We start from the raw sequence: 21,159 nt of genomic DNA, 5'->3' as shown, positions 1-21,159 counted from the left end.
CAATGTCATCTCCGGCGACGCAGTGCGGGAAGGAGATCCCTGGGATCGGAAACGAAAAGGGCGGCCCTGGGGCCGCCCTTTGAACACCGATAGAACCAGGTCTTAAGGCTGCTTCTGCTCGACGAGGTTGCCCTTGTCGTCCAGGCGCTCGATCTTGGCGTTCTTGCGCAGGCCCATGATCAGGTCCTGCTGGGCCTTGCGGGCGAGATAGGTCTCGACCTGGTCCTTGGTCTCGTCGAAGGACGGGGCGGGCTTAGTGCGCTTCTCCTCGACCTTGATCACGTGCCAGCCGAACTGGCTCTTCACCGGATCGGAGATCTGGCCGGGCTCCAGCTTGAAGGCGGCTTCGGCGAAGGGCTCGACCATGCGGTCCTTGGTGAAGAAGCCGAGATCGCCGCCATCGGTCTTGGAACCCGGGTCCTTGGAGACCTCTCCGGCCACCTTGGCGAAGTCCTCGCCGCCCTTCACACGGGCCGCGATCTTCTTGGCCTCGTCCTCGTTCTCGACCAGGATATGGCGGGCGCGGACCTCCTGCTCGGCCGGCACGCTCTTGACCGTCTCGTCGTAGAGCTTGCGGGCGGCCTCGGGGGTCACGGCCTTCTTGGACTCCTGGTCGAGGTACTCGTCGAGCAGGGTCTTGTCCCGGTTATAGGCGAGCTTGCGGGCGAACTCGGCGCTGCTGCCGACCTTGGCGGCCTCGGCGGCCTTGGCGCCGAGCTTCAGGTCGATCATGTAGCCGGTCAGCAGCTCGCGTTTTTGCTCCTCGGGCACGTTCGGCATCTGGAGAGCAGGATCCTCGGACGCGATGGCAAGATCCCCTTCCGTAATGTCGACGCCGTTGACGCGGGCGATCACCTTGGCGGGATCGACGGCCGGAACGGCCGCCGGGGAGGTCGCAGGCGTGGCAGGAGTCGCAGGAGGGGTCTGGGCGAGGGCCGTCCCGGCCATGAGCGGCAGGGCGACGCCGAGGGTCAGGAAGCTCTTACGGAACGTGAGTGAGCGAGACATATGGTTTCCTCTGGTGAGCGTGATCGCCCACGGACAGCGACGATCAGATGGCCGAATGTGTTTACGTTTGCAAGTGATGGCATATTTATGTCACAGCAGCGCCGCTCGCGGGGTCTTGAAAGGGCCTCCGGGCTGCTCGAGACTGCGCTACTAAAGTCATAGTCTTTAAGATGCGCTCCGGCGTAATTAGGTCTATAAGGCGGCGCAAACGCTCCTTTCTCCTGCATTCTGGAATTTCGAAGGCTCTCGATGTTCGGTTCTCTCGCGAAGAAAATCTTCGGCTCGGTCAATGATCGCCGTCTGAAGTCCTATCGGCCGAAGGTAGCGGCCATCAACGCGATGGAGGCCGAGCTGGAGGCCCTGTCCGACGAGCAGCTCCGTGCCCGCACCGAGGACTTCAAGGCCCAGCTCGCCGCCGGCAAGACCCTGGACGACATCCTGGTGCCCGCCTTCGCGACGGTCCGTGAGGCGGCCAAGCGTACCCTTGGCCAGCGGCATTTCGATGTGCAGCTCATCGGCGGCATGGTGCTCCACGAGGGCTCGATCGCCGAAATGCGCACGGGCGAGGGCAAGACCCTGGTGGCGACCCTGCCGGTCTACCTGAACGCCCTTTCCGGCAAGGGCGTCCATGTGGTGACGGTCAACGATTATCTCGCCCGCCGCGACTCCGAGTGGATGGGCCAGATCTACCGCTTCCTGGGCCTTTCGGTCGGGGTGATCGTCCACGGGCTCGACGACGTCGAGCGCGCCGCCGCCTACGCGGCCGACATCACCTACGGGACCAACAACGAATACGGCTTCGATTACCTTCGCGACAACATGAAATACGAGATGGCGCAGATGGTCCAGCGGGGCCACAACTTCGCCATCGTGGACGAGGTGGACTCGATCCTGGTCGACGAGGCCCGGACCCCGCTCATCATCTCCGGTCCCCTCGACGACCGCTCCGAGCTCTACAACGCCATCGACGTGGTGATCCCGCGCCTGAATAAGACCGATTACGAGCTCGACGAGAAGCAGCGCTCCGTGGCGCTGACCGAAGAGGGCACCGAGAAGATCGAGGAGTTGCTGCGGGAGATCGGCCTGCTCAAGGAGGGCGACCTCTACGACGCCCAGAACGCCACCCTGGTCCACCACATGAACCAGGCCCTGCGCGCCCACACCCTGTTCCAGCGCGACAAGGACTACATCGTCCGCAACGGCGAGGTGGTGATCATCGACGAGTTCACCGGCCGCATGATGCAGGGCCGCCGCTACTCGGAAGGCTTGCACCAGGCTCTCGAGGCCAAGGAAAAGGTCCAGGTCCAGCCCGAGAACCAGACGCTGGCCTCCATCACCTTCCAGAACTACTTCCGCCTCTACGAGAAGCTCGGCGGCATGACCGGAACGGCCGCCACCGAGGCCGACGAGTTCCTGGAGATCTACAACCTCGAAGTGGTCGAGATCCCGACCAACCGTCCCGTTTCCCGTATCGACGACGACGACGAGGTCTACCGGACCGTCGAGGAGCGCTACAAGGCGGTCATCCGGGACATCGAAGCCGCTTCGGCCAAGGGCCAGCCGATCCTGGTCGGCACCACGTCCATCGAGAAGTCGGAGCACTTGGCCGAGCTCCTGATCCAGGAAGGCTACAAGCTCATCGACTTCGAGAACCCGCAGGCGCTCGAACCCCTCTACCGTGACGCCCGGGCGGGCCGGGGTACCAAGCACTTCGCCGTGCTCAACGCGCGCTTCCACGAGCAGGAGGCCTTTATCGTCGCCCAGGCCGGCGTGCCGGGGGCGATCACCATCGCGACCAACATGGCCGGCCGCGGCACCGACATCCAACTCGGCGGTAACGCCAAGATGCGCATTGAGCGCGAGCTGGTCGGCGTGGAGGGCGAGGAACGCGCCCGCCGCGAGAAGGAGATCCTCGACGAGGTCGTGGCCTTCAAGGAGCGGGCGCTCGCCGCCGGCGGCCTCTACGTGCTCGGCACCGAGCGCCATGAATCCCGCCGCATCGACAACCAGCTGCGCGGCCGCTCCGGCCGCCAGGGCGATCCGGGCCGCTCCAAGTTCTACCTGTCGCTCCAGGACGACCTGATGCGCATCTTCGGCTCCGACCGCATGGACGGCATGCTGCAGAAGCTCGGCCTGAAGGAAGGCGAGGCCATCATCCATCCGTGGATCAACAAGGCCATCGAGCGGGCACAGGCGAAGGTCGAGGCGCGCAACTTCGACATCCGCAAGAACATCCTGAAATACGACAACGTCATGAACGACCAGCGCAAGGTCGTGTTCGAGCAGCGCAAGGAGTTCATGGCCGAGGAGAGCGTCCGCGAGACCATCGACGACATGCGTCACGGCGTGATCGAGGACATCGTCTCCCGGGCCATTCCGGAAAACGCCTATGCGGAGCAATGGGACGTCGAGGGCCTGAAGCAGAACGTCGTCAACTTCCTCAACCTCGATCTGCCGATCGAGGAATGGGCCAAGGAAGAGGGCATCGCCGACGACGAGATCCGTGAGCGCATCACCAGGGCGGCCGACGAAGCCTATGCCCAGCGCATCGAGGCCAATACGTCCGATGTGATGAACTACGTGGAGAAGCAGGTCCTGCTGCAGAGCCTGGACCACCTCTGGCGCGAGCACCTCGTGACCCTCGACCACCTGCGTCAGGTCATCGGCTGGCGCGGCCTGGCCCAGCGCGATCCGCTGAACGAGTACAAGTCCGAGGCGTTCGAGCTGTTCAACGGCCTGATCGGCCATCTGCGCGAGCAGGTGACGGGCCAGCTCATGCGCATCCAGGTGGTGTTCCAGCAGCCGGAGCCGCAGGGCCTTCCGCCCATGTTCGCCCAGCACCTCGATCCGGCCACCGGCGAGAACGAGTTCGACATGCCACAGGGCTCGGCCTTCGGTGAGGGCGGCGCTGTCGGCTATGCGGCAACCTCCGTCGACCCGTCCACGGGCGCCCAGCGCGATCCGAACGACCCCGCCACCTGGGGTCGGGTCAGCCGTAACGAGCCCTGCCCCTGTGGCTCGGGCAAGAAGTTCAAGCATTGCCACGGACAGTTCGTGGCGTAAGCGGCAAAGACATCGAATAGGGAAAAGCCCGGCCCTGTGCCGGGCTTTTTGCTGCGAAGGTCTCTTCCTACCTCCGTTGCGCCAGCAGATCTCGGAGGCAGCCGGGGTTAGAATGGCCGCGGCCGCTGCCGAACCGGAGGAGAAAACTATGTCTCATGTCGGACGCTGTTTCTGCGGTGACGTCCAGGTCGAGGTCAGCGGGACGCCGGAGGCGATGGGCTATTGCCATTGCCAATCCTGCCGCTCGTGGTCCGGCGGGCCGGTGAATGCCTTCAGCCTTTGGAAGCCGGAGGCCGTGCGGGTTACGTCCGGCGCCGAGAACCTCGCGACTTTCCAGAAGACCCCGTTCAGCCAGCGGCAATACTGCTCGAAATGCGGCGGGCACCTGATGACCAACCATCCGACCATCGGGCTCGTCGATGTCTTCGCCGCGACCATCCCAACCCTCGACTTCGTTCCCGCCGTTCATCTCAATTATGCCGAGACGGTTCTACCCATGCGGGACGGGCTGCCGAAGCTGAAGGACTTTCCGGCCGAAGTCGGCGGAACCGGCGAGACGATGGCCGAGTGAGGAACGAGGGCTGTTCCCTACAGTTCGTGGCCGATACCGTGGTCAGGCGAATGAGGTGAGGGGACGATATCGTCCCACAGGCTCTCGCTCGTGTCGCAATCCGTCTTCGGCGCGCTTCCCGCAGCCTGGACCCGCCCGGCGGCTTCGGACGTGCCGGCGATCTCGTGGACGATCTTGGCCCGCGTCTCCGTCAGGAACTGCCCCCGGTCCCGCACGGGCACCATGAAGGCGTTCACGCCGCCGATCACGCAGTCGCGGTAATAGGCGTCCAGCATCGCGTCCTCCCGCCGCTCGGTCGGATGAAGCATTATGGGAAGGCCGTTGATCGTGACGCCGCGAGCGACGGCCCTGTCCCGCGCCTCCGTAACCAGGGGGCCCTGGTTGTTCGACCCGTCGCCCGAAAGATCGATTACGCGCCGGGCGGGCCGGAAGGGACCAAGGGCGAAAAGCGCCAGGCTGAAATCGACGGCCTCGGCAATCGAGGTTCCGGCCTCGCGGCGGATGGGCGCGCGGGCCAGCCGTTCGGCGAAGGCGAGGCTGTCCGCCGGCCCTTCCAGCACAGTCCAGGGCACCACGACGTTCTGGACGCGCGGGTGCGCCCCGGCCCATTCCACATAGGTGACGGCGATGCGCCCTAGCATACCGCTATGGATAGCCTGGTGCACCGTCCCCGCGCGAAAAGCTTCCACATAGCCTTGCCGCTGCAGGGCCTGCTCGTCCGGGTCCATGGACGTGGAGATGTCCACGGCCAGCACGAGTGCGAGATCGACCTCGTCGGGCGCCCGCTGCCAGGCGGGGGCGACGGTCAGAAGTCCCGCCACGAAAGCGGGGAGCAGCCATGAAGCCTTGGGACACCGCATGGCGATCTCCCTTCGATGTTCAACCCCTTCGGCCGCGGAGGACCAAAGGACTTACAATATGACGTCAGCTTTCCTTGCGGCGATAGGATTCGTGACAACCGCCGCAGTTCTGGCCGACCCGCTGAACCGCAGCCTGCAGGCCGGCCTGATCCGTGAGACCTGCCTCGGCCGCCTTGGCGTCCTGTTCGAGCTTGGCCGCACGAGCGTCGAAATCTGCCTTGCGTTCCCAGACGGTGGGCAGCGCCTCGGTCTTGCCGCGGTTCGAGCCCGGTGGGAACAGGCCGGGAATCTGCTGCGCGTTCTGCGCGATCCGCTGGAAGGCCGCCTGGGCGGTGGCCGCATTGAACGGAACCTGCCCTCGGGCCATGCCGGTGAGCGCGCGGACCTGTTCCTGATTGTTCTTCATCAAGCTCTGGCGCTGGGCGACCGGGTCGTTGGATTGGGCGAGCACTCCGAGCCCGCTGGCGATCAGCACGGTGGCTGCAGCAATGACGGTCTTTCGCATCTCGACCATCCTTTCTCCTCCCGCACAGGATGTTCCCGCGCACGGCCCAAGGCCATTGGAAAAGGGGATTAGACGCAGCTATTCGGCTCGAGCGCCCAATATAGCCCCTGACATTTTGCCCGCATGTGGGTGCTCGCCCCCGGGCGCGAGCCATGCCATAAGGCCGTCGAAACCTCTCCCGAGCATCGGCGACGAAAGCGGATTTCGCTTCCGGATCCCAGTCGATGCTCTTTCCCCTTTGAAGCGCGCATCGTTCGGGGCGGAAAACCGGACCCCGACCTTGCACGATGCGCCAGGCCTCACGATTCATGATACGCGTCGAGAACATCAGCAAGCAGAACAGCCACAGGATCCTCTTCATCGAGGCCTCCGGGACGCTCCAGAAGGGCGAGAAGATCGGCCTCGTGGGTCCCAACGGCGCGGGCAAGACGACGCTCTTCCGGATGATCAACAAGGAGGAGCAGCCCGACGAGGGACAGGTTTCCGTCGATCGCGGCGTGACCATCGGCTATTTCAGCCAGGATGTCGGTGAGATGGCCGGCCGCAGCGCCGTGGCCGAGGTGATGGAGGGGGCAGGCCCCGTCAGCGCCGTGGCGGCCGAGTTGCGGGAGCTGGAAGCCGCCATGGTGGACCCGGACAAAGCGGGCGACCTCGAGGCGATCATCGAGCGTTATGGTGAGGTCCAGGCGCGGTACGAGGAACTGGACGGCTATTCCCTTGAAGGACGCGCGCGTGAGGTTCTGGCCGGGCTGGGTTTCAGCCAGGAGATGATGGATGGCGATGTGGGCGCCCTGTCCGGCGGCTGGAAGATGCGCGTCGCGCTCGGCCGCATCCTTCTGATGCGACCGGACGTGATGCTCCTCGACGAGCCGAGCAACCACCTGGACCTCGAGAGTATCATCTGGCTGGAGGAGTTCTTGAAGGGTTATGACGGCGCGCTGCTCATGACCTCCCATGACCGCGCCTTCATGAACCGCATCGTCAACAAGATCATGGAGATCGACGGCGGTTCGCTCACCACCTATTCGGGCGATTACGAGTTCTATGAGCAGCAGCGGGCACTCAACGAGAAGCAGCAGCAGGCCCAGTTCGAGCGCCAGCAGGCCATGCTGGCCAAGGAAATCAAGTTCATCGAGCGGTTCAAGGCGCGCGCCTCCCACGCGGCCCAGGTGCAGAGCCGGGTCAAGAAGCTGGAGAAGATCGACCGGGTCGAGCCGCCGAAGCGCCGTCAGGCGGTAGCCTTCGAGTTCCTGCCCGCTCCGCGCTCGGGAGACGACGTGGTGAGCCTGAAGGGCGTGCACAAGCGCTATGGCAGCCGCAGCATCTATGAGGGGCTGGATTTCGCCGTGCGCCGCAAGGAGCGCTGGTGCGTCATGGGCGTCAACGGCGCCGGCAAGTCGACCCTGCTGAAGCTGGTCGCGGGCTCGGCGTCCCCGGATGATGGGTCGGTCACGATCGGCGCGAGCGTGAAGATGGGCTATTTCGCCCAGCACGCCATGGAGGTGCTGGAAGGCGACCGCACGGTGTTCGAGTTCCTGGAAGAATCGTTCCCGCAGGCCGGGCAGGGCTCCCTTCGCACGCTCGCCGGCTGCTTCGGCTTCTCCGGCGACGACGCGGAGAAGAAGTGCCGCGTGCTCTCGGGCGGCGAGAAGGCGCGCCTCGTCATGGCCAAGATGCTCTACGACCCGCCGAACTTCCTGGTGCTCGACGAGCCCACGAACCATCTCGACATGGCCACGAAGGAGATGCTGATCGAGGCCCTGTCGAAATACGAGGGCACCATGCTCTTCGTCTCCCACGACCGCCACTTCCTGGCCGCCCTGTCCAACCGGGTTCTCGAGCTCACCCCGGACGGCATTCACCAATATGGCGGCGGCTATACCGAATACGTGGCGCGCACCGGCCAGGAAGCCCCGGGCCTGCGCCACTGAGACGGTCTCCAATTGATCAACGGAAAGCCCGGCCACCGCGCCGGGCTTTTTGCTGCCGTCCTGAGGTCAGCTTGAGGCAAGCATCGTCGTGAATAAGGCAGGGACACATCAACCCTTTTTGGAACAGGGTCCTGCCGAAGGGCCCGATCCGCAACCCTTTCTCAGTTCGGGCCGAAACATCATGGCATTGAATACCTCCCTTCCGGTGCTCATCGTCGACGATTACCAAACGATGCTGCGCATCATCCGCAACCTCCTCAAGCAGATCGGCTTCACCGACGTCGACGAGGCCAAGGACGGTTCGGAAGCCCTGGGCAAGCTCAAGGAGAAGAAGTACGGGCTCGTGATCTCCGACTGGAACATGGCCCCGATGACCGGGTTCGAGCTTCTCCAGAAGGTCCGCGCCGACGCGGAGCTGAATGCCCTCCCCTTCATCATGATCACCGCCGAGGCCAAGACCGAGAACGTGGTGGCTGCCAAGCAGGCGGGCGTGAACAACTACATCGTGAAGCCCTTCAACGCGGAAACCCTGCGCTCGAAGATCGCCGCGGTGCTGGGCGAGTAGCCACGATGCGCCTTCCGCCACCCGTCTCTTTCGACCCCTTGAGCCTGGATCTCCTGGCTCAGTCCCGCGAAAGCATCGCCGCCCGGCGGCATGCGGAGATCATGCGGGGCATGGCGGCCATCCACGCGGCGCTCGAGCCCAACAGCGGGGCCTCCAAGGCTCTCCTGGACCAGATCCGCACCGACCTGCGCGAGGCGCTCAGGCTCAAGGAAGAGCTCGACGCCATCACGGAATCGATCCAGCGCACCAAGCGGGAGATCGCGACCCTGCACTCGCACACGCCGGGCGGGCAGGTGACCAGCGTCACGGATGAACTGGGGGCTGTTGTTTCCGGCACGGAAGCGGCCACCAACAGCATCCTGGCGGCGGCCGAGGAGATCGACGAGATTTCTGGGACGCTGTCCTCGCACCTGTCCGGCGAGGACGCCGCGATGGCCCAGCGGATCTCCGACAAGGTCATCACGATCTTCGAGGCGTGCAATTTCCAGGATATTACCGGCCAGCGCATCAGCAAGGTCGTCGGTTCGATGAAGTTCATCGAGGAGCGAGTGACCCAGATGGCTCATATCTGGGGCGGCCTCGAAAGCTTCAACGACGTGGACGCCTTCCAGATGCCAGGACGGGAAGGGGATGATGCCCTGCTGAACGGACCGGCCCTCGACGGCGATCCGAACCGCACCTCCCAGGATGCCATCGACGCCTTGTTCGGCTGATCGGACCTGTGCCGTAAAAACCATCGAAGCCCGGCTCTCATGCCGGGCTTTTTGCTGCCGCCACACCGGCCGCTGCAACAAAAAAGCCCGCCGGTGAGGCGGGCTTTTGCGTCGTATGCTTTTAGGGAAACGGTTCAGTTGGCAGCCGCCACATTGACTCCCGTGGAGCCCTGCGCCCGCTTCTGCGGCACGGCCTTCACAGCCGGGCCCGCCTTCACGGGAGCCGGAGCGACCTGGACCGTCTCGGCCACGGGCTGCGCGTCCGAGGTGCTGAACAGGTCGGTCATGCCGCTGAACATCTTCTTGTAGAAGGGCGTCTCCTGCGAGGAGGACGCCGCGGCAGCGGCTGCAATCGGCGCGGTCTGCTGGGTTACCGCCACACGGCTTGCCGCCTGGCGGGGCTCAGGCTGCGCGGCAGGAACCTCCTTCATGGACGCGAAGGCGAGCGCGGTCGACGGCGTGTCGATCTTCTCGCGGCCGCTGTCGTCGAGAGCGATCTGCTGCGGGCCCGAGGAAATACCTTCGGTGCGGCTCACGAAACCGAGCTTGCTGTCGGATACGCCCGACGCGCTGGCCAGGGCGGCGCGGAAGGATTCGTGCGTATCGCCGTCGTTGTAGACGAGCTTGATCGGCTTCTCGCCCTTGGCGACCAGCTCGGCCACCTGCTGCTCGTCATGACGCTGCTTCTGCGCCACGGCGGCGACCGTGCTTTCATCCGCGTTGAAGAGGTAGCGGTGATTGGCGACGGCCACGCGTAGCTCTTCCTTCGACACGTCGAAGGTGTCGGAGCCTTCCTTCAGGTTCTTCCAGAAGCCGATATTCGGGTCGAGGCGGTGCTTGGCCAGGTTCTCGGCCGTCATCCGGAACGGATAGGACTGGAACTGGAAGCTGCGCTGACCGGCGCCGAGAGCCTCGCGGGCGATGGCATAGATCTCGGCGATGTTCTGGTCCGTCATGGCGAAGCAGCCCCGCGAGGAGCACGCGCCATGGACCATGATGTCGCCGCCGTTACGGCCGAAGGACCGGTCGTAGGCGTTCGGGTAGCCCGTATCGAACGACAGGTAATAGGCCGAGTTCGGGTTCATCTGGGCCGGGGTGACCGAGTAGAAGCCTTCCGGCACCTGACGGTCGCCTTCGCGGGTCTTGGGCCCGAGCTGGCCTGACCAGCGACAGATGGGATAGGTCTTGAGGAGCGCGTATTTCCCGTTGGAGCCGCGCTTCCAGACCTCCAGTTCCGATTCCTTCTTATAGGCCCGGACCAGGATAGGATCGTCCTTCGACATGCCCTTCGTGGACATCAACGCCATCGTGGCCGGCGGAATCGGGACGAGATGTCGTGTGGACCCACGGGAAAGCTGGTCGTCCTGACAGGCGGCAAGCGCGAGCACCAGGCTCGCGGCCAATGCAAAACGCTTCATCATGGGGGACCCCGCAATTTTTGATCTGCCCGACGTCTGTGCCGTTCAGTTCCCCTTTAACCCCTAAATCGTTAGCCTTAACTGGTCATTACTGCAAGCGGGGCCGTAACGGAGTTATGCTGAATCGAAGGTAAAAGATCGGGCTGAAACGGGCTTCAGCACCGCTCATCGGAGGGGTGCATGTCTCTTCCGGGGTAATGGAGAGCCGCAAGAGGAACCCGCCCGAGATGGCGGGCGGGCAAGAAATCGAACGAGTCGACTTAGAGCTTGCGGCCGATATTGAGGAACTTCTCGGCGCGATGGTCGCGGATCTCGGCCGGACCCATGTTGCCGAGGTCCTGCAGGGCTTCCTCGATGGCGTTGCCGGCGGCCTGGATGGTCGCCTCCGGGTCCCGGTGGGCGCCGCCCACGGGTTCCGTGACGATGCCGTCGATGATGCCGAGACGCAGGAGGTCCTGGGCCGTGATCTTCATGTTGGTGGCCGCGTCCTGGGCCCGGGCGGCGTCGCGCCAGAGGATCGAGGCCGCGCCTTCCGGAGAGATCACGCTGTAGATGGCGTGCTCCAGCATCAGCACTTTGTTGGCCGTCGCGATGGCGATGGCGCCGCCCGAACCACCTTCGCCGATCACGAGGGAGACGTTCGGCACGCCGAGCGCCAGCTGCATCTCGGTCGAGCGGGCGATGGCTTCGGCCTGACCGCGCTCTTCCGCCTCGATGCCGGGATAGGCTCCGGCGGTGTCCACGAAGGAGAGGACGGGCAACCCGAACCGGTCGGCCATTTCCATCAGGCGCACGGCCTTGCGATAGCCCTCGGGGCGGGCCATGCCGAAATTGTGCCGGATACGGGTTTCGGTGTTGTGGCCCTTCTCCTGCCCCATCACGCAGACCGGCTGGCCGCGGAAGCGGCCGAAGCCGCCGACGATGGCCTCGTCCTCGGCGAACTTGCGGTCCCCGGCGAGCGGGGTGAACTCGGTGATGAGTCCGGCGCAGTAATCGATGAAATGCGGGCGCTGGGGATGGCGCGCGACCAGGGTCTTCTGCCAGGGCGTAAGCTTGGCATAGAGCTCCTTCAAGGCATCGGCGGCCTTGACCTCCAGGCGCGAGATGTCGTCGGTGATGGAGACGGCGTCCCGGTTCTCACCGAGGGCCCGGAGCTCCTCGACCTTGGCTTCCAGCTCGGCGACGGGCTTTTCGAAATCGAGATAACTGCGCATCAGACTCTATAGCATCGGGCCCAAAAGTGGATTTGCACTTTTGGGACTAACCCGATGCTTTCTCCTTTATGAGAGCATCGTTCAGGCAGAAAACCGGGACCACTTTTCCGCACGATGCTCCAACGAACATGAAGGCCGGCGTGACCGGATAGCCCTGCCGAAGCGGGCCGGACACTGGCGTTTTGGAGGACTCAAGTCAAGTTGAGCCTGGAGCATCGGACCCAAAAGTGGGCCCACTTTTGGGACCCATTCGATGCTCAGTTTTTAAATCGCGCATCGTCAAGGTCGGAAAACCGGGGCCACTTTTCCGCACGATGCGCTGGACTTACTCCCGTAAAACCCGGCGGAATCAAGACAGCGGCGTCATTCGGGAGGCCGGAGCGGCCGGAGCCGGGACGAAAACGGGCGAGAGGCGCCGGGAGCGGCGCACCGCATGGACGGCTCCGGGCCGGTAGAGCTGCTTCGTCGCCTCCACGATGTGCAGGCCCGCGAAGGGCAGCGAGAACCCCGCGCCGACCCGTTCCCAGGCTTGGGCGCTCTGGAGCAGGAGGCGGTTGCGCAAGGGGGGGACGTAGAGGGTTTCGGCCCAGCCTTCGGGGGAGAACCAGGTCTGGCGCATCAGGCTCTTGAGCTGCGAGCGGCTGTAAGGCTGCCCGTAGCCGAAGGGGGTCGTGTCCATGCGCGCCCACAGGCCACGACGGTTGGGGGCCACCAGGATGATCCGTCCGCCGGGGGTGAGGATACGCCAGATCTCGTGCAGGAGCTCGGTCGGGCTCTCCACCGTTTCCAGGGCATGGACCACGAGTACGCGGTCGATGGAGGCATCGGGCAGGGGCATCATCAGCGGATCGACGAGCGCCGACGCCGAGGCGCCGCTTCTGGGCCAGTTCACCACGCCCTGGTTCGCCGGCATGAAGGCCAGGGTCCGCTCGCTGTCGCCCTTCACGGCGGAGAGATAGGGCGGCGCATAGCCGAGGCCGAGCACGCGCAGGCCCGTGAGCGGTCCCCAGAACCGGTCGATGGCGCGTCCGACGAACCGGCGCGTCACGGCTCCCAGCGGACTGGCGTAGAAGCCTCGCAGATCGGTGATGTCGATGCTCATGGCCTCAACGGGATGCCTCTCGATCTGACCCGCAGGCGATTACGGGCTCCGGGTCTGGTTTCACGGGCCGACTGTTCCATGATAGCTCAGAGCACATCAAGACAAGGTGCCTCGATGTCCGCCCAGATCCACGCCTTTCTCTGCCTCCAGGACAATATCGGTGTTCTGGTCCACGATCCCAATACGGGAGCCTGCGCGGCCATCGACGCGCCCGAGGAGGGGCCGATCCTGACGGCTCTCGCTCAGACAGGATGGCAGCTCACCGACATTCTGGTCACGCACCGCCATGCCGATCACGTGCAGGCCGTGGAGCCCCTGAAGCGCCGCACGGGCTGCCGGGTCGTGGCTCCGGTCAAGGCGCGTGAGGCCGTGCCGTCCGCCGATGCCTATGTGCGCGAGGGCGACACGGTGCATGTGGGCGGCCTTCAGGCTCATGTCTGGGAAACGCCGGGCCATTGCCTGGACCATGTCTCCTACTGGTTCGCGGCGGATCGGGCCCTGTTCGCCGGCGACACCCTCTTCACCCTAGGCTGCGGGCGGATGTTCGAGGGAACCTACGCGGAATTCTGGGCCACGCTGCTGCGTCTCGCTTCCTTGCCGGACGAGGCGCGGGTCTATTGCGGGCACGATTACACGCTGTCCAATGCGCGTTTCGCGCTCGCCGCCGATCCGGACAACGACGCCCTCAAGGCGCGGGCGGCGGGAGCGGAAATGGCCAAGACGGAGGGCCGCTTCCTGGTGCCGACGACCATCGGCCAGGAGAAGGCCACCAACCCGTTCTTACGGGCCGGGGAGCCTGCGCTCGCGAAATCCGTTCATAAGGAAGGGGCTTCGCCCGTGGAGGTGTTTCAGGCCTTGCGCGAATGGAAGAACAGGTTCTGATGAGGGCATGACCTTGCGGGAGCCGACAGCCTCATGAACGACCACAGCCTCATCATCGGACTCGAGAGCCGCCTCCTGAACGCATGGCCCTCGTTCGATTATCAGCTCTACGACGCCTGGGTCCTCCGTCTTGCGAACGGCTACTCGAAGCGGGCTAATTCCGCGACGCCCTTCCGGCCCGATATCGGCCTCGACGACGAGCTTCTCGATTACATGGTCGCGCGTTTCGTGGAGGCCAATGTGCGTCCCACCTTCCGCCTCAACGGCGTGGAGGCGCCCCAGGTGGACGAGCTGCTGAAGGAGCGGGGCTTCAAGGACATCGAGCCCACGCACGTGCTCACGGCTCCGATCCAGATCGGCGATTGCGAGAGCGACCCGGAAGTCAACCTCGATCCGCAGCCATCCAAGCGCTGGGTGCGGGCGGCGGCGGAATCCTACGGCGGCGACAAGGCCGATGACGAGACCCTGATGAGGATCGTGTCCCGAATCCGCCAGAAGACAGCCTATGCCACGCTCAGCCTCGACGAGAGGCCGGTGGCCTGGGGCCTCGGCGTGGTGGAGCGCGGCTATGTCGGCCTCTACGACATCGTGGTCGCGCCGGACCTGCGCGGTATCGGCCTGGGCCGGCGCGTGGTGGCGAGCCTCATGGCCTGGGGCTGCCGGGAGGGCGCGCATACCGCCTATCTGCAGGTGCGCGAGGAAAACGAGATCGCCCGCGCTCTCTACGGCACGCTCGGTTTCGAGACCGCCTACCGCTATACTCACCGGGTCATGCCGGGACGGTCTTCTTCGGTGTGAGAGTAGCGATAAGAGCACCGGCCACGATGAGGCCGCAGGCGAGGACGAGCGTCAGGGTCGGCTCCGCATAGCCGGCGACCACCAGCAGCAGGGTCGACAGCACCGGCGTCGCATAGGAGGCGACTCCGAGAAAGCGGATGTCGCCACGCTTCATGCCGATGTCCCACACATAGAAAGCCGCGCCCACGGGGCCAAGGCCAAGCGCCAGGAGGGCGAGCCATTGCGTCGTCGTCTCGGGCCAGACAGTGGTCTCGAAGGCGAGGTGGCAGACGAGGCTCAGGAGCGAGGTCATGAGGCAGAAGCCCGCCACCGCATCGGTCGGCACCTGGCCGAAACGGCGGGAGAGCACCGAATAGCCGGCCCAGACGAAGGCGGCCACGAAGGCGCAGATATAGCCGGGCATGTATTCGGCGCGGGCATCGAAGGCGCCGCGTCCGGCGATCAGCACGATGACGCCGGCGAATCCGAGCAGCGCTCCCACGATATGCGAGCGCCGCAGATGCTCGCCGGGCAGGAGCGAGGAGAACAGCACGATCAGCAGTGGCCAGAGGTAGTTGATCAGGCCCGACTCGGCCGGCGGCGCCCAGCGCAGGGCGGCGAAATAGAGCGCGTGGTAGCCGAACAGGCCGCCGATGCCCAAGGCCCAGACGACCGGCTTCTGGTGCAGGGCCTTGAGCCCTTGAGGCCGCACGATCCAGCTCCCCACGCCCACCAGCCCGCCGACGAGGAACGTCATGGCGTTGAGCTGGAACGGCGGAATCGTGCCCGTCGCCGCCGTGAACAGGGCAAGCATGGACCAGAGCAGGATGGCGATGAGGCCGATGGAGGTGGCGGTGCGAGTCGTCATGGCCGCCACCTACCATGTCTTCGTCGATGACGCGAAGGGCCGAGATACGATGATGGAGAAATTTCAGTAGGTCGTGCGCCCGCCGCTGAGATCGAAGGTGGCAGCCGTGGTGAAGGAGTTCTCCTCGGAGAGCATCCAGGCCACCATGGCGGCGATCTCGTGCAGCTCGGCGAAGCGGTCGCGCGGGATGCGCACGCGCATGTATTCGATGAATTCCGGCGTCAGGGAATCGAGGATCTTCGTCTTGGCCGTGGTCGGCGTGATGCAGTTCACCGCGATGCCGGTCTTGGCCAATTCCTTGCCGAGCGACTTGGTGAGGCCGATAATGCCCGCCTTCGCGGCGCTGTAGGCGGCGAGGTTCGGGTTGCCCTCCTTGCCGGCGACCGAGGAAATGTTGACGATGCGGCCGTAATCGTTCTCCTGCATGATCGGCACGATGAAGCGGCAGCAATTGAAGGTGCCGGTCAGGTTGACCTCGACGACGCTGCGCCACTCCTCGACGGAATACTCGGCCAGAGGCTTGACCGGTCCCGTGATCCCGGCGCCGTTCACCAGGCCGTCGATGCGCCCGAAGGCGGCGTGGGTCTGCTGCGCGGCGTGCTCGACCGACAGGCCGTCCGAGACGTCGACGCTCAGGCCGAGGCAATTCTGCGAGAGCGCGGCGGCACTGGTCCGGGCTTCGTCGAGGCGGAGATCCCAGATGGCGACGCGAGCGCCCGATTGCACGAGGCGCTCGCCGATCGCATAGCCGATGCCGCGAGCCCCTCCCGTGATCACGACGGTTCGGCCCGCCATGTCGATGCGGTTCATTCGTCACATTCTCCGTATTGCAGGCAGGATAGGGCGCGTCGTTCCGAAACCCGGCGCGAACAGGCCGGGTCCGGAACGATGCCGTGCGGGTCAGGTCAAGTCGATCAGGCCAAGTCAATCAGGCCAAGTCGGTCAGGCCAAGTCGGTCAGGCCATGTATTGGCCGCCGTTGACGGACAGGGTCGAACCGGTGACGAAGCCGGCCTCGTCGGCGGCCAGGAAGAGCACGCTGCGGGCGATCTCCTCCGCCTCGCCGAGGCGGCCGACGGGGATGAGCGGCAGGATCTTCGACTTGAGAACCTCTTCGGGGACGGCCTTCACCATTTCCGTGGCGATGTAGCCGGGCGCGATCACGTTGACCGTGACGCCCTTGTTGGCGTTCTCCTGCGCCAGGGCCTTGGCGAAGCCGATCACGCCCGCTTTCGCAGCGGAATAGTTCGCCTGTCCCATCTGACCTTTCTGGCCGTTGATGGACGAGATGATGATGATGCGCCCGAAGCCGCGTTCGCGCATGCCCTCGATCACAGGGCGCGTGCAGGTGAACATGGAATCGAGATTGGTGCGGATGACGGCAGACCACTGGTCGTAGGTCATCTTGTGGAACATGCCGTCGCGGGTGATGCCCGCGTTGTTGACCAAAATGTCGACGGGGCCGAGCTCGGCTTCGACCGCCTTGATGCCGCTCTCGCAGGATGCCGCATCGGAAACGTCGAACTTGAAGACCGGGATGCCGGTCTCCTGCTTGAAACGGTTGGCTGCTTCGTCATTGCCACCGTAATTGGCCGCAACCTTGTAGCCCGCGTCCTTCAAGCCCTTCGAAATCGCGGCACCGATGCCGCGGGTGCCGCCGGTAACCACTGCAACACGCGCCATGCTGTTTCCTTCCCAAGACCGTTCCCGCTCGGATCTCTGTCGGATCCATTCACTGTCAGGCGGCCCGATCCGAGCCCCTGACAACATAGCTTAGGATATTTGACGGAACGGGAAAGAGAGAAGCTCCGGAATTTCCGGAGCTTCATGACGTTTTAGCAGTCTTGGTGCGTCAGGCCGTTCAGCGCTCGAGGCACATGGCCACGCCCATGCCGCCGCCGATGCAGAGGGTCGCGAGACCCTTCTTGGCGTTGCGCCGGCCCATCTCGTGGAGAAGAGTCACGAGCACACGGGCGCCTGATGCGCCGATCGGGTGGCCGATGGCGATGGCGCCGCCGTTCACGTTCACGATGGACGGATCCCAGCCCATGTCCTTGTTGACCGCGAGTGCCTGGGCGGCGAACGCCTCGTTGGCTTCCACGAGCTCGAGGTCGGCCACCTTCCAGCCGGCTTTCTCCAGGGCCTTGCGCGAGGACGGGATCGGGCCCGTGCCCATGATGGCCGGATCGACGCCGGCGGTCGCCCAGGAGGCAATGCGGGCGAGCGGGGTCAGGCCGCGCTTCTCCGCCTCGGCCTCCGTCATCAGCACGATGGCGGCCGCGCCGTCATTGATGCCCGAGGCGTTGCCCGCCGTAACCGTGCCTTCCTTCGAGAAGGCAGGGCGCAGCTTGGCGAGCGACTCGATCGTGGTGCCGGCGCGGATGTACTCGTCCTGGTCCACGACGATGTCGCCCTTGCGGGAGGAAATCGTCACGGGGATGATCTCGTCCTTGAAACGGCCTTCCTTTTGGGCGGCCTCGGCCTTGTTCTGGGAGCCGGTGGCGAACTGGTCCTGCTCCTCACGGGTGAGCTGCCAGCGCTGGGCCACGTTCTCGGCGGTGTTGCCCATGTGATAGCCGTGGAAGGCGTCCATCAGGCCGTCCTTGAGCATGGTGTCCATGAGCTTGAAATCGCCCATCTTGGTGCCGGACCGCATATGGGCGGCATGGGGCGCCAGCGACATGGATTCCTGGCCGCCCGCCACGATGATGTTGGCGTCACCATTGGCGATCTGCTGCATGCCGATGGCGACCGTGCGCAGGCCGGAGCCGCAGAGCTGGTTGAGGCCCCAGGCGGTCTTTTCCTGCGGTACGCCCGCCGCCATGGCGGCCTGACGGGCCGGGTTCTGGCCCTGGGCCGCGGTGAGGATCTGGCCGAGGATCACCTCGTCCACCTCTCCGCCTTCGACCTTGGCGCGTTCGAGGGCCGCCTTGATGGCGATGGCGCCGAGCTCATGAGCCGGGGTATTGGCGAAGGCGCCGTTGAACGAGCCGACGGGGGTGCGCGCCGCGCCGACGATGACGATCCTGTCTCCGGCCATTCCTCTCTCCTCATGCTGATTGTCTGGTCGCAGAATGAATGTAGTGCCGGCTCGATCAAATCCCCAGAGGGTGGGATGTCAAGGACCGGATCGTGCAACCCTGCTCCGACGCGCCTTAGACTTTTGGCGCTTTGATCGGCCGGCATAAGACTTATAATCATTAACGGCCGGTATCCTGCGGATCGGGATCGGGATTTCGGCCATGTTAGTTTTCCCGGGAGCGTATCGGGCGAAATGGCGACGGACAAACAACCGACGGTCATCAAGAAATATGCCAACCGCCGCCTCTACCACACGGGCACATCCACCTACGTGACGCTGGAAGATCTGGCCGGCATGGTGCGCAAAGGCGAGGATTTCGTGGTCTATGACGCGAAGTCCGGCGAGGAGATCACCCGCTCGGTCCTGGCGCAGATCATCTTCGAGCAGGAGAACAAGGAAGGGCCGAACCTCCTGCCGGTCACGGTGCTCCGCCAGCTCATCCGCTTCTACGGCGACAGCATGCAGGCCCTGGTGCCGAGCTACCTCGAATTTTCCATGAACAACCTGTCCCAGGAGCAGCAGAAGCTACGGGAACAGATGGCGCAGACCTTCGGTCCGGGGGCCTTCCAGGCGATGGAGGAGCAGGTGCGCAAGAACATGGGCTTCTTCACGGAAGCCATGCGCATGTTCTCGCCCTTCCCTCAAGCCGCGTCGGGGACGCCCGAGACGAAGCCGGCGGCCAAGGGCGAGGAGGCGAACGACCTCGATCGCCTGAAGCAGCAGATGGCCGATATGCAGGCGAAGCTCGACAAGCTGTCGAGCAAGTAGCCCGATATCAGCCGCGCGCCTTCTTCAGCATCCGCTGCAGGCTCGAGGCCTGCGGGAGCATCTCGGGCTCGCCGAACAGGGCCCCCTCCATGTAGTCCACGCCCCAGGATGTCAGCAGGCGGGCGGTGGCTTCGTCATCCACCCATTCGGCCGCGGTCGCGATGCCGAGATGCTGGGCCCTGTCGATCAGGGTCCTGACGGTGAGGCGGTCGTCGGTCGAACGCTTGAGCGGCTGAATGAAGACGCCATCGATCTTGAGAAGGTCGATGGGCAGCATTCGCAGCTGGTCCGGCGTCACATGGCCCGCTCCGAAGCCGGTGAGCGCAAGGCCCATTCCCAAGGCCTTCATGGCGTGGAGGCGGCCCAGGATCGTCCGGCACTCGGCCAGGGCGATCTCGGGAACCTCGACGATGAGCCGCGACTCGATGCCAGGCCGGGCGCCGAGATGGGCCGCCAGCATGGGCAGCCATTCGCTATCCTTCAGGGTCCTGGCGGAGACCGGCAGCGCCAGGCGCATCCCCGGATGGTCGTTCAGATGGTCGGCTGCCTGCTCCAGCATGCGAGCATCGACCAGGAGGGCGAGGTTCGTGTCCTTGAGCTTCGGAACCGGGCCGAGCGGGAGCGCGTGGCCCCCGGGGAGTGCCAGGGAGGTGCAGGCCTGCATCAGGGCCGGGGCGCGGCTTTGAGCCTCCACCACCGGCCGGCAGGCCAGGGCCAAGCTCCGGTCGTTGAGAGCGGCGATCCAGTCGAATGGGGCCTGCTCGGCATCCGGCGGGGGGGCCTTCGGGTGCGCGTCGTAGAGCCTGCAGGCTTCCCCGCGCTCGAGCCCCGAGGCCAAGGCCTGTTCGGCGAAACGCAGCAGCTTGATGGCCTTGAAGGTATGGTCCGGCGCGCAGGACGCCCCGAGATTCAGCGAGGCGACAGCCGGGTGATCCTTGATGAGACCGGCGAGGCGCCTCATGGCGCTCGGGGCATCGGCGGCCGGGCAACACGTCAGCGTCAGGGCGAAGCGATGTGGACCGAGGACGGTGAAGAGATCGTGGCGGCGCATCATCGGGCGCACCTTCCGGGCGATTTCCGCCATCGCGTCGGCGCCTTCGTCTTCGAGGGCACCAACGATCAGGGTGCAGGTCTGGGAGACCCTCAGGGCCTCGTTGATGCCGTTCTGGATGCCGCACAGAAGATCGGAGCGCTGTTTCAGCATCGCGGGCAGCAGGTCCCGGGCCGCCGGAGCCAGATCAAGGCGCAACTGGCCGCGAGCGAAGGAGGGGAGCCCTTGGATGTCGGGCTGACAGCGGCCCGCATCCTCGACCATGACCACCCGGTCGGGCTCGAAGCGCAGGGCATAGCGGGTCTCGTAGGCGCCGCCCGAATCCGCGGTGACCGCGATGGCATCCTGGCGGGGCAGGCCGCAACCGGGTTCGATCAGGTGGGAGAAGGCCTGGCCGGTCTTCGGTAGGTCTTTCGCCGGCAGACCGAGGGTTTCGGCCGCGCCGGGGCCCCAGGTCAGGACGTCGGACATCATGTCCCAGGCATAGGTGACGCTCGCGGCCGGAGGCAGGTGGCTCCGGGAGGCCTGGCGCCGCGGCCGGGAAACGCCCTTGAACAGCCCGGTCCGGCCCTGCCCCTTCGTCGCCATCACACTCACCCTCGAAATTCGCACGATCCGGGGCGGGCCAAGAGCGCCTTCGCACGCCTGACCGCCCGGAATATCAAGGGATGCAGGATCCGCCCCCAGGCTTAATGAAGGGTAAAAAGCAAAGCGAAATCAGGCCCCTTGGGGATTGCGGGCATAAAAAAACCGGCGCCTGGGGCGCCGGTTCGGATCGTCGC

The 21,159-nt window shown here is 65.0% G+C and carries 19 protein-coding genes; 8 read left to right on the top strand and 11 right to left on the bottom strand.

Features of this window, described 5'->3' with window-relative positions; genetic code table 11:
* Nucleotides 1-102 precede the first annotated feature (102 nt).
* Nucleotides 103-1,008 (bottom strand): peptidylprolyl isomerase, encoded by a 906-nt coding sequence (locus tag OC446_RS11190; protein ID WP_262029107.1) that lies wholly within the window; start codon nt 1,006-1,008, stop codon nt 103-105.
* 249 nt (nt 1,009-1,257) lie between these two features.
* Between OC446_RS11190 and secA the strand changes: the two genes are divergently transcribed.
* Both secA and OC446_RS11180 read left to right on the top strand, forming a co-directional pair.
* The gene (gene secA / locus OC446_RS11185; protein WP_262029106.1) at nt 1,258-4,071 is read left to right on the top strand and encodes a preprotein translocase subunit SecA; all 2,814 of its coding nucleotides are present in this window, start codon (nt 1,258-1,260) and stop codon (nt 4,069-4,071) included.
* Nucleotides 4,072-4,219: 148 nt separating this feature from the next.
* Entirely contained in the window at nt 4,220-4,642 is a 423-nt protein-coding gene (locus OC446_RS11180) for a GFA family protein (RefSeq protein WP_262029105.1), read from the top strand.
* 17 nt (nt 4,643-4,659) lie between these two features.
* Here OC446_RS11180 and OC446_RS11175 read toward each other — a convergent pair whose 3' ends face one another.
* Both OC446_RS11175 and OC446_RS11170 read right to left on the bottom strand, forming a co-directional pair.
* The gene (locus OC446_RS11175; RefSeq protein ID WP_262029104.1) at nt 4,660-5,502 is read right to left on the bottom strand and encodes a DUF1194 domain-containing protein; all 843 of its coding nucleotides are present in this window, start codon (nt 5,500-5,502) and stop codon (nt 4,660-4,662) included.
* Between the two features lie 64 nt (nt 5,503-5,566).
* Complete coding sequence (locus OC446_RS11170) at nt 5,567-6,007, bottom strand: c-type cytochrome (RefSeq protein WP_262029103.1); 441 nt, start codon at nt 6,005-6,007, stop codon at nt 5,567-5,569.
* 308 nt (nt 6,008-6,315) lie between these two features.
* On the opposite strand from OC446_RS11170, the gene OC446_RS11165 reads away from it, so the two are divergent.
* From OC446_RS11165 to OC446_RS11155, 3 genes are all read left to right on the top strand, one after another.
* Nucleotides 6,316-7,938 carry an ABC-F family ATP-binding cassette domain-containing protein gene (locus OC446_RS11165; protein ID WP_262029102.1) on the top strand — a complete coding sequence of 541 codons (1,623 nt, stop codon included), beginning with the start codon at nt 6,316-6,318 and terminating at the stop codon, nt 7,936-7,938.
* Between the two features lie 181 nt (nt 7,939-8,119).
* Nucleotides 8,120-8,503: a response regulator gene (locus OC446_RS11160; protein ID WP_114943316.1), complete on the top strand. Its 384-nt coding sequence runs from the start codon at nt 8,120-8,122 to the stop codon at nt 8,501-8,503.
* Between the two features lie 5 nt (nt 8,504-8,508).
* Nucleotides 8,509-9,216 carry a protein phosphatase CheZ gene (locus OC446_RS11155; protein WP_262029101.1) on the top strand — a complete coding sequence of 236 codons (708 nt, stop codon included), beginning with the start codon at nt 8,509-8,511 and terminating at the stop codon, nt 9,214-9,216.
* A gap of 134 nt (nt 9,217-9,350) precedes the next feature.
* Here OC446_RS11155 and OC446_RS11150 read toward each other — a convergent pair whose 3' ends face one another.
* From OC446_RS11150 to OC446_RS11140, 3 genes are all read right to left on the bottom strand, one after another.
* On the bottom strand, nt 9,351-10,637 hold the full coding sequence (locus OC446_RS11150) for a murein L,D-transpeptidase family protein (RefSeq protein WP_262029100.1): 1,287 nt from the start codon (nt 10,635-10,637) through the stop codon (nt 9,351-9,353).
* Nucleotides 10,638-10,894: 257 nt separating this feature from the next.
* Nucleotides 10,895-11,848 (bottom strand): acetyl-CoA carboxylase carboxyltransferase subunit alpha, encoded by a 954-nt coding sequence (locus tag OC446_RS11145; RefSeq protein WP_262029099.1) that lies wholly within the window; start codon nt 11,846-11,848, stop codon nt 10,895-10,897.
* A gap of 349 nt (nt 11,849-12,197) precedes the next feature.
* Nucleotides 12,198-12,950: a class I SAM-dependent methyltransferase gene (locus tag OC446_RS11140; RefSeq protein WP_262029098.1), complete on the bottom strand. Its 753-nt coding sequence runs from the start codon at nt 12,948-12,950 to the stop codon at nt 12,198-12,200.
* A 114-nt stretch (nt 12,951-13,064) separates the two neighbouring features.
* Between OC446_RS11140 and gloB the strand changes: the two genes are divergently transcribed.
* Both gloB and OC446_RS11130 read left to right on the top strand, forming a co-directional pair.
* A complete protein-coding gene (gloB, locus tag OC446_RS11135; protein ID WP_262029097.1) occupies nt 13,065-13,832 on the top strand; it encodes a hydroxyacylglutathione hydrolase in 768 nt (255 codons plus the stop codon).
* 33 nt (nt 13,833-13,865) lie between these two features.
* Nucleotides 13,866-14,630, top strand: a complete 765-nt coding sequence (locus tag OC446_RS11130) for a GNAT family N-acetyltransferase (RefSeq protein ID WP_262029096.1) — start codon at nt 13,866-13,868, stop codon at nt 14,628-14,630.
* Here the strand turns inward: OC446_RS11130 and OC446_RS11125 are convergent.
* The 4 genes from OC446_RS11125 to OC446_RS11110 all read right to left on the bottom strand — a co-directional run bounded on the left by OC446_RS11125 (nt 14,602) and on the right by OC446_RS11110 (nt 18,516).
* Complete coding sequence (locus tag OC446_RS11125) at nt 14,602-15,477, bottom strand: DMT family transporter (protein WP_262029095.1); 876 nt, start codon at nt 15,475-15,477, stop codon at nt 14,602-14,604. The genes OC446_RS11130 and OC446_RS11125 overlap by 29 nt on opposite strands.
* Nucleotides 15,478-15,540: 63 nt before the next feature.
* Nucleotides 15,541-16,287: an SDR family NAD(P)-dependent oxidoreductase gene (locus OC446_RS11120; protein ID WP_262029094.1), complete on the bottom strand. Its 747-nt coding sequence runs from the start codon at nt 16,285-16,287 to the stop codon at nt 15,541-15,543.
* A 146-nt stretch (nt 16,288-16,433) separates the two neighbouring features.
* The gene (gene phbB, locus OC446_RS11115; RefSeq protein WP_262029093.1) at nt 16,434-17,159 is read right to left on the bottom strand and encodes an acetoacetyl-CoA reductase; all 726 of its coding nucleotides are present in this window, start codon (nt 17,157-17,159) and stop codon (nt 16,434-16,436) included.
* Between the two features lie 178 nt (nt 17,160-17,337).
* Nucleotides 17,338-18,516 carry an acetyl-CoA C-acetyltransferase gene (locus OC446_RS11110; RefSeq protein ID WP_262029092.1) on the bottom strand — a complete coding sequence of 393 codons (1,179 nt, stop codon included), beginning with the start codon at nt 18,514-18,516 and terminating at the stop codon, nt 17,338-17,340.
* 234 nt (nt 18,517-18,750) lie between these two features.
* Here OC446_RS11110 and phaR point away from each other — a divergent pair, with 234 nt between their 5' ends.
* The gene (gene phaR, locus OC446_RS11105; RefSeq protein WP_262029091.1) at nt 18,751-19,326 is read left to right on the top strand and encodes a polyhydroxyalkanoate synthesis repressor PhaR; all 576 of its coding nucleotides are present in this window, start codon (nt 18,751-18,753) and stop codon (nt 19,324-19,326) included.
* A 7-nt stretch (nt 19,327-19,333) separates the two neighbouring features.
* Here the strand turns inward: phaR and OC446_RS11100 are convergent, their stop codons facing one another.
* On the bottom strand, nt 19,334-20,965 hold the full coding sequence (locus OC446_RS11100) for an EAL domain-containing protein (protein WP_262029090.1): 1,632 nt from the start codon (nt 20,963-20,965) through the stop codon (nt 19,334-19,336).
* Nucleotides 20,966-21,159: the final 194 nt, after the last annotated feature.

Origin of the sequence: Microvirga sp. Mcv34, from assembly GCF_024519725.1 — a bacterium.
Lineage (GTDB): Bacteria > Pseudomonadota > Alphaproteobacteria > Rhizobiales > Beijerinckiaceae > Microvirga.
This window is presented reverse-complemented; position numbering and strand designations above follow the sequence as displayed.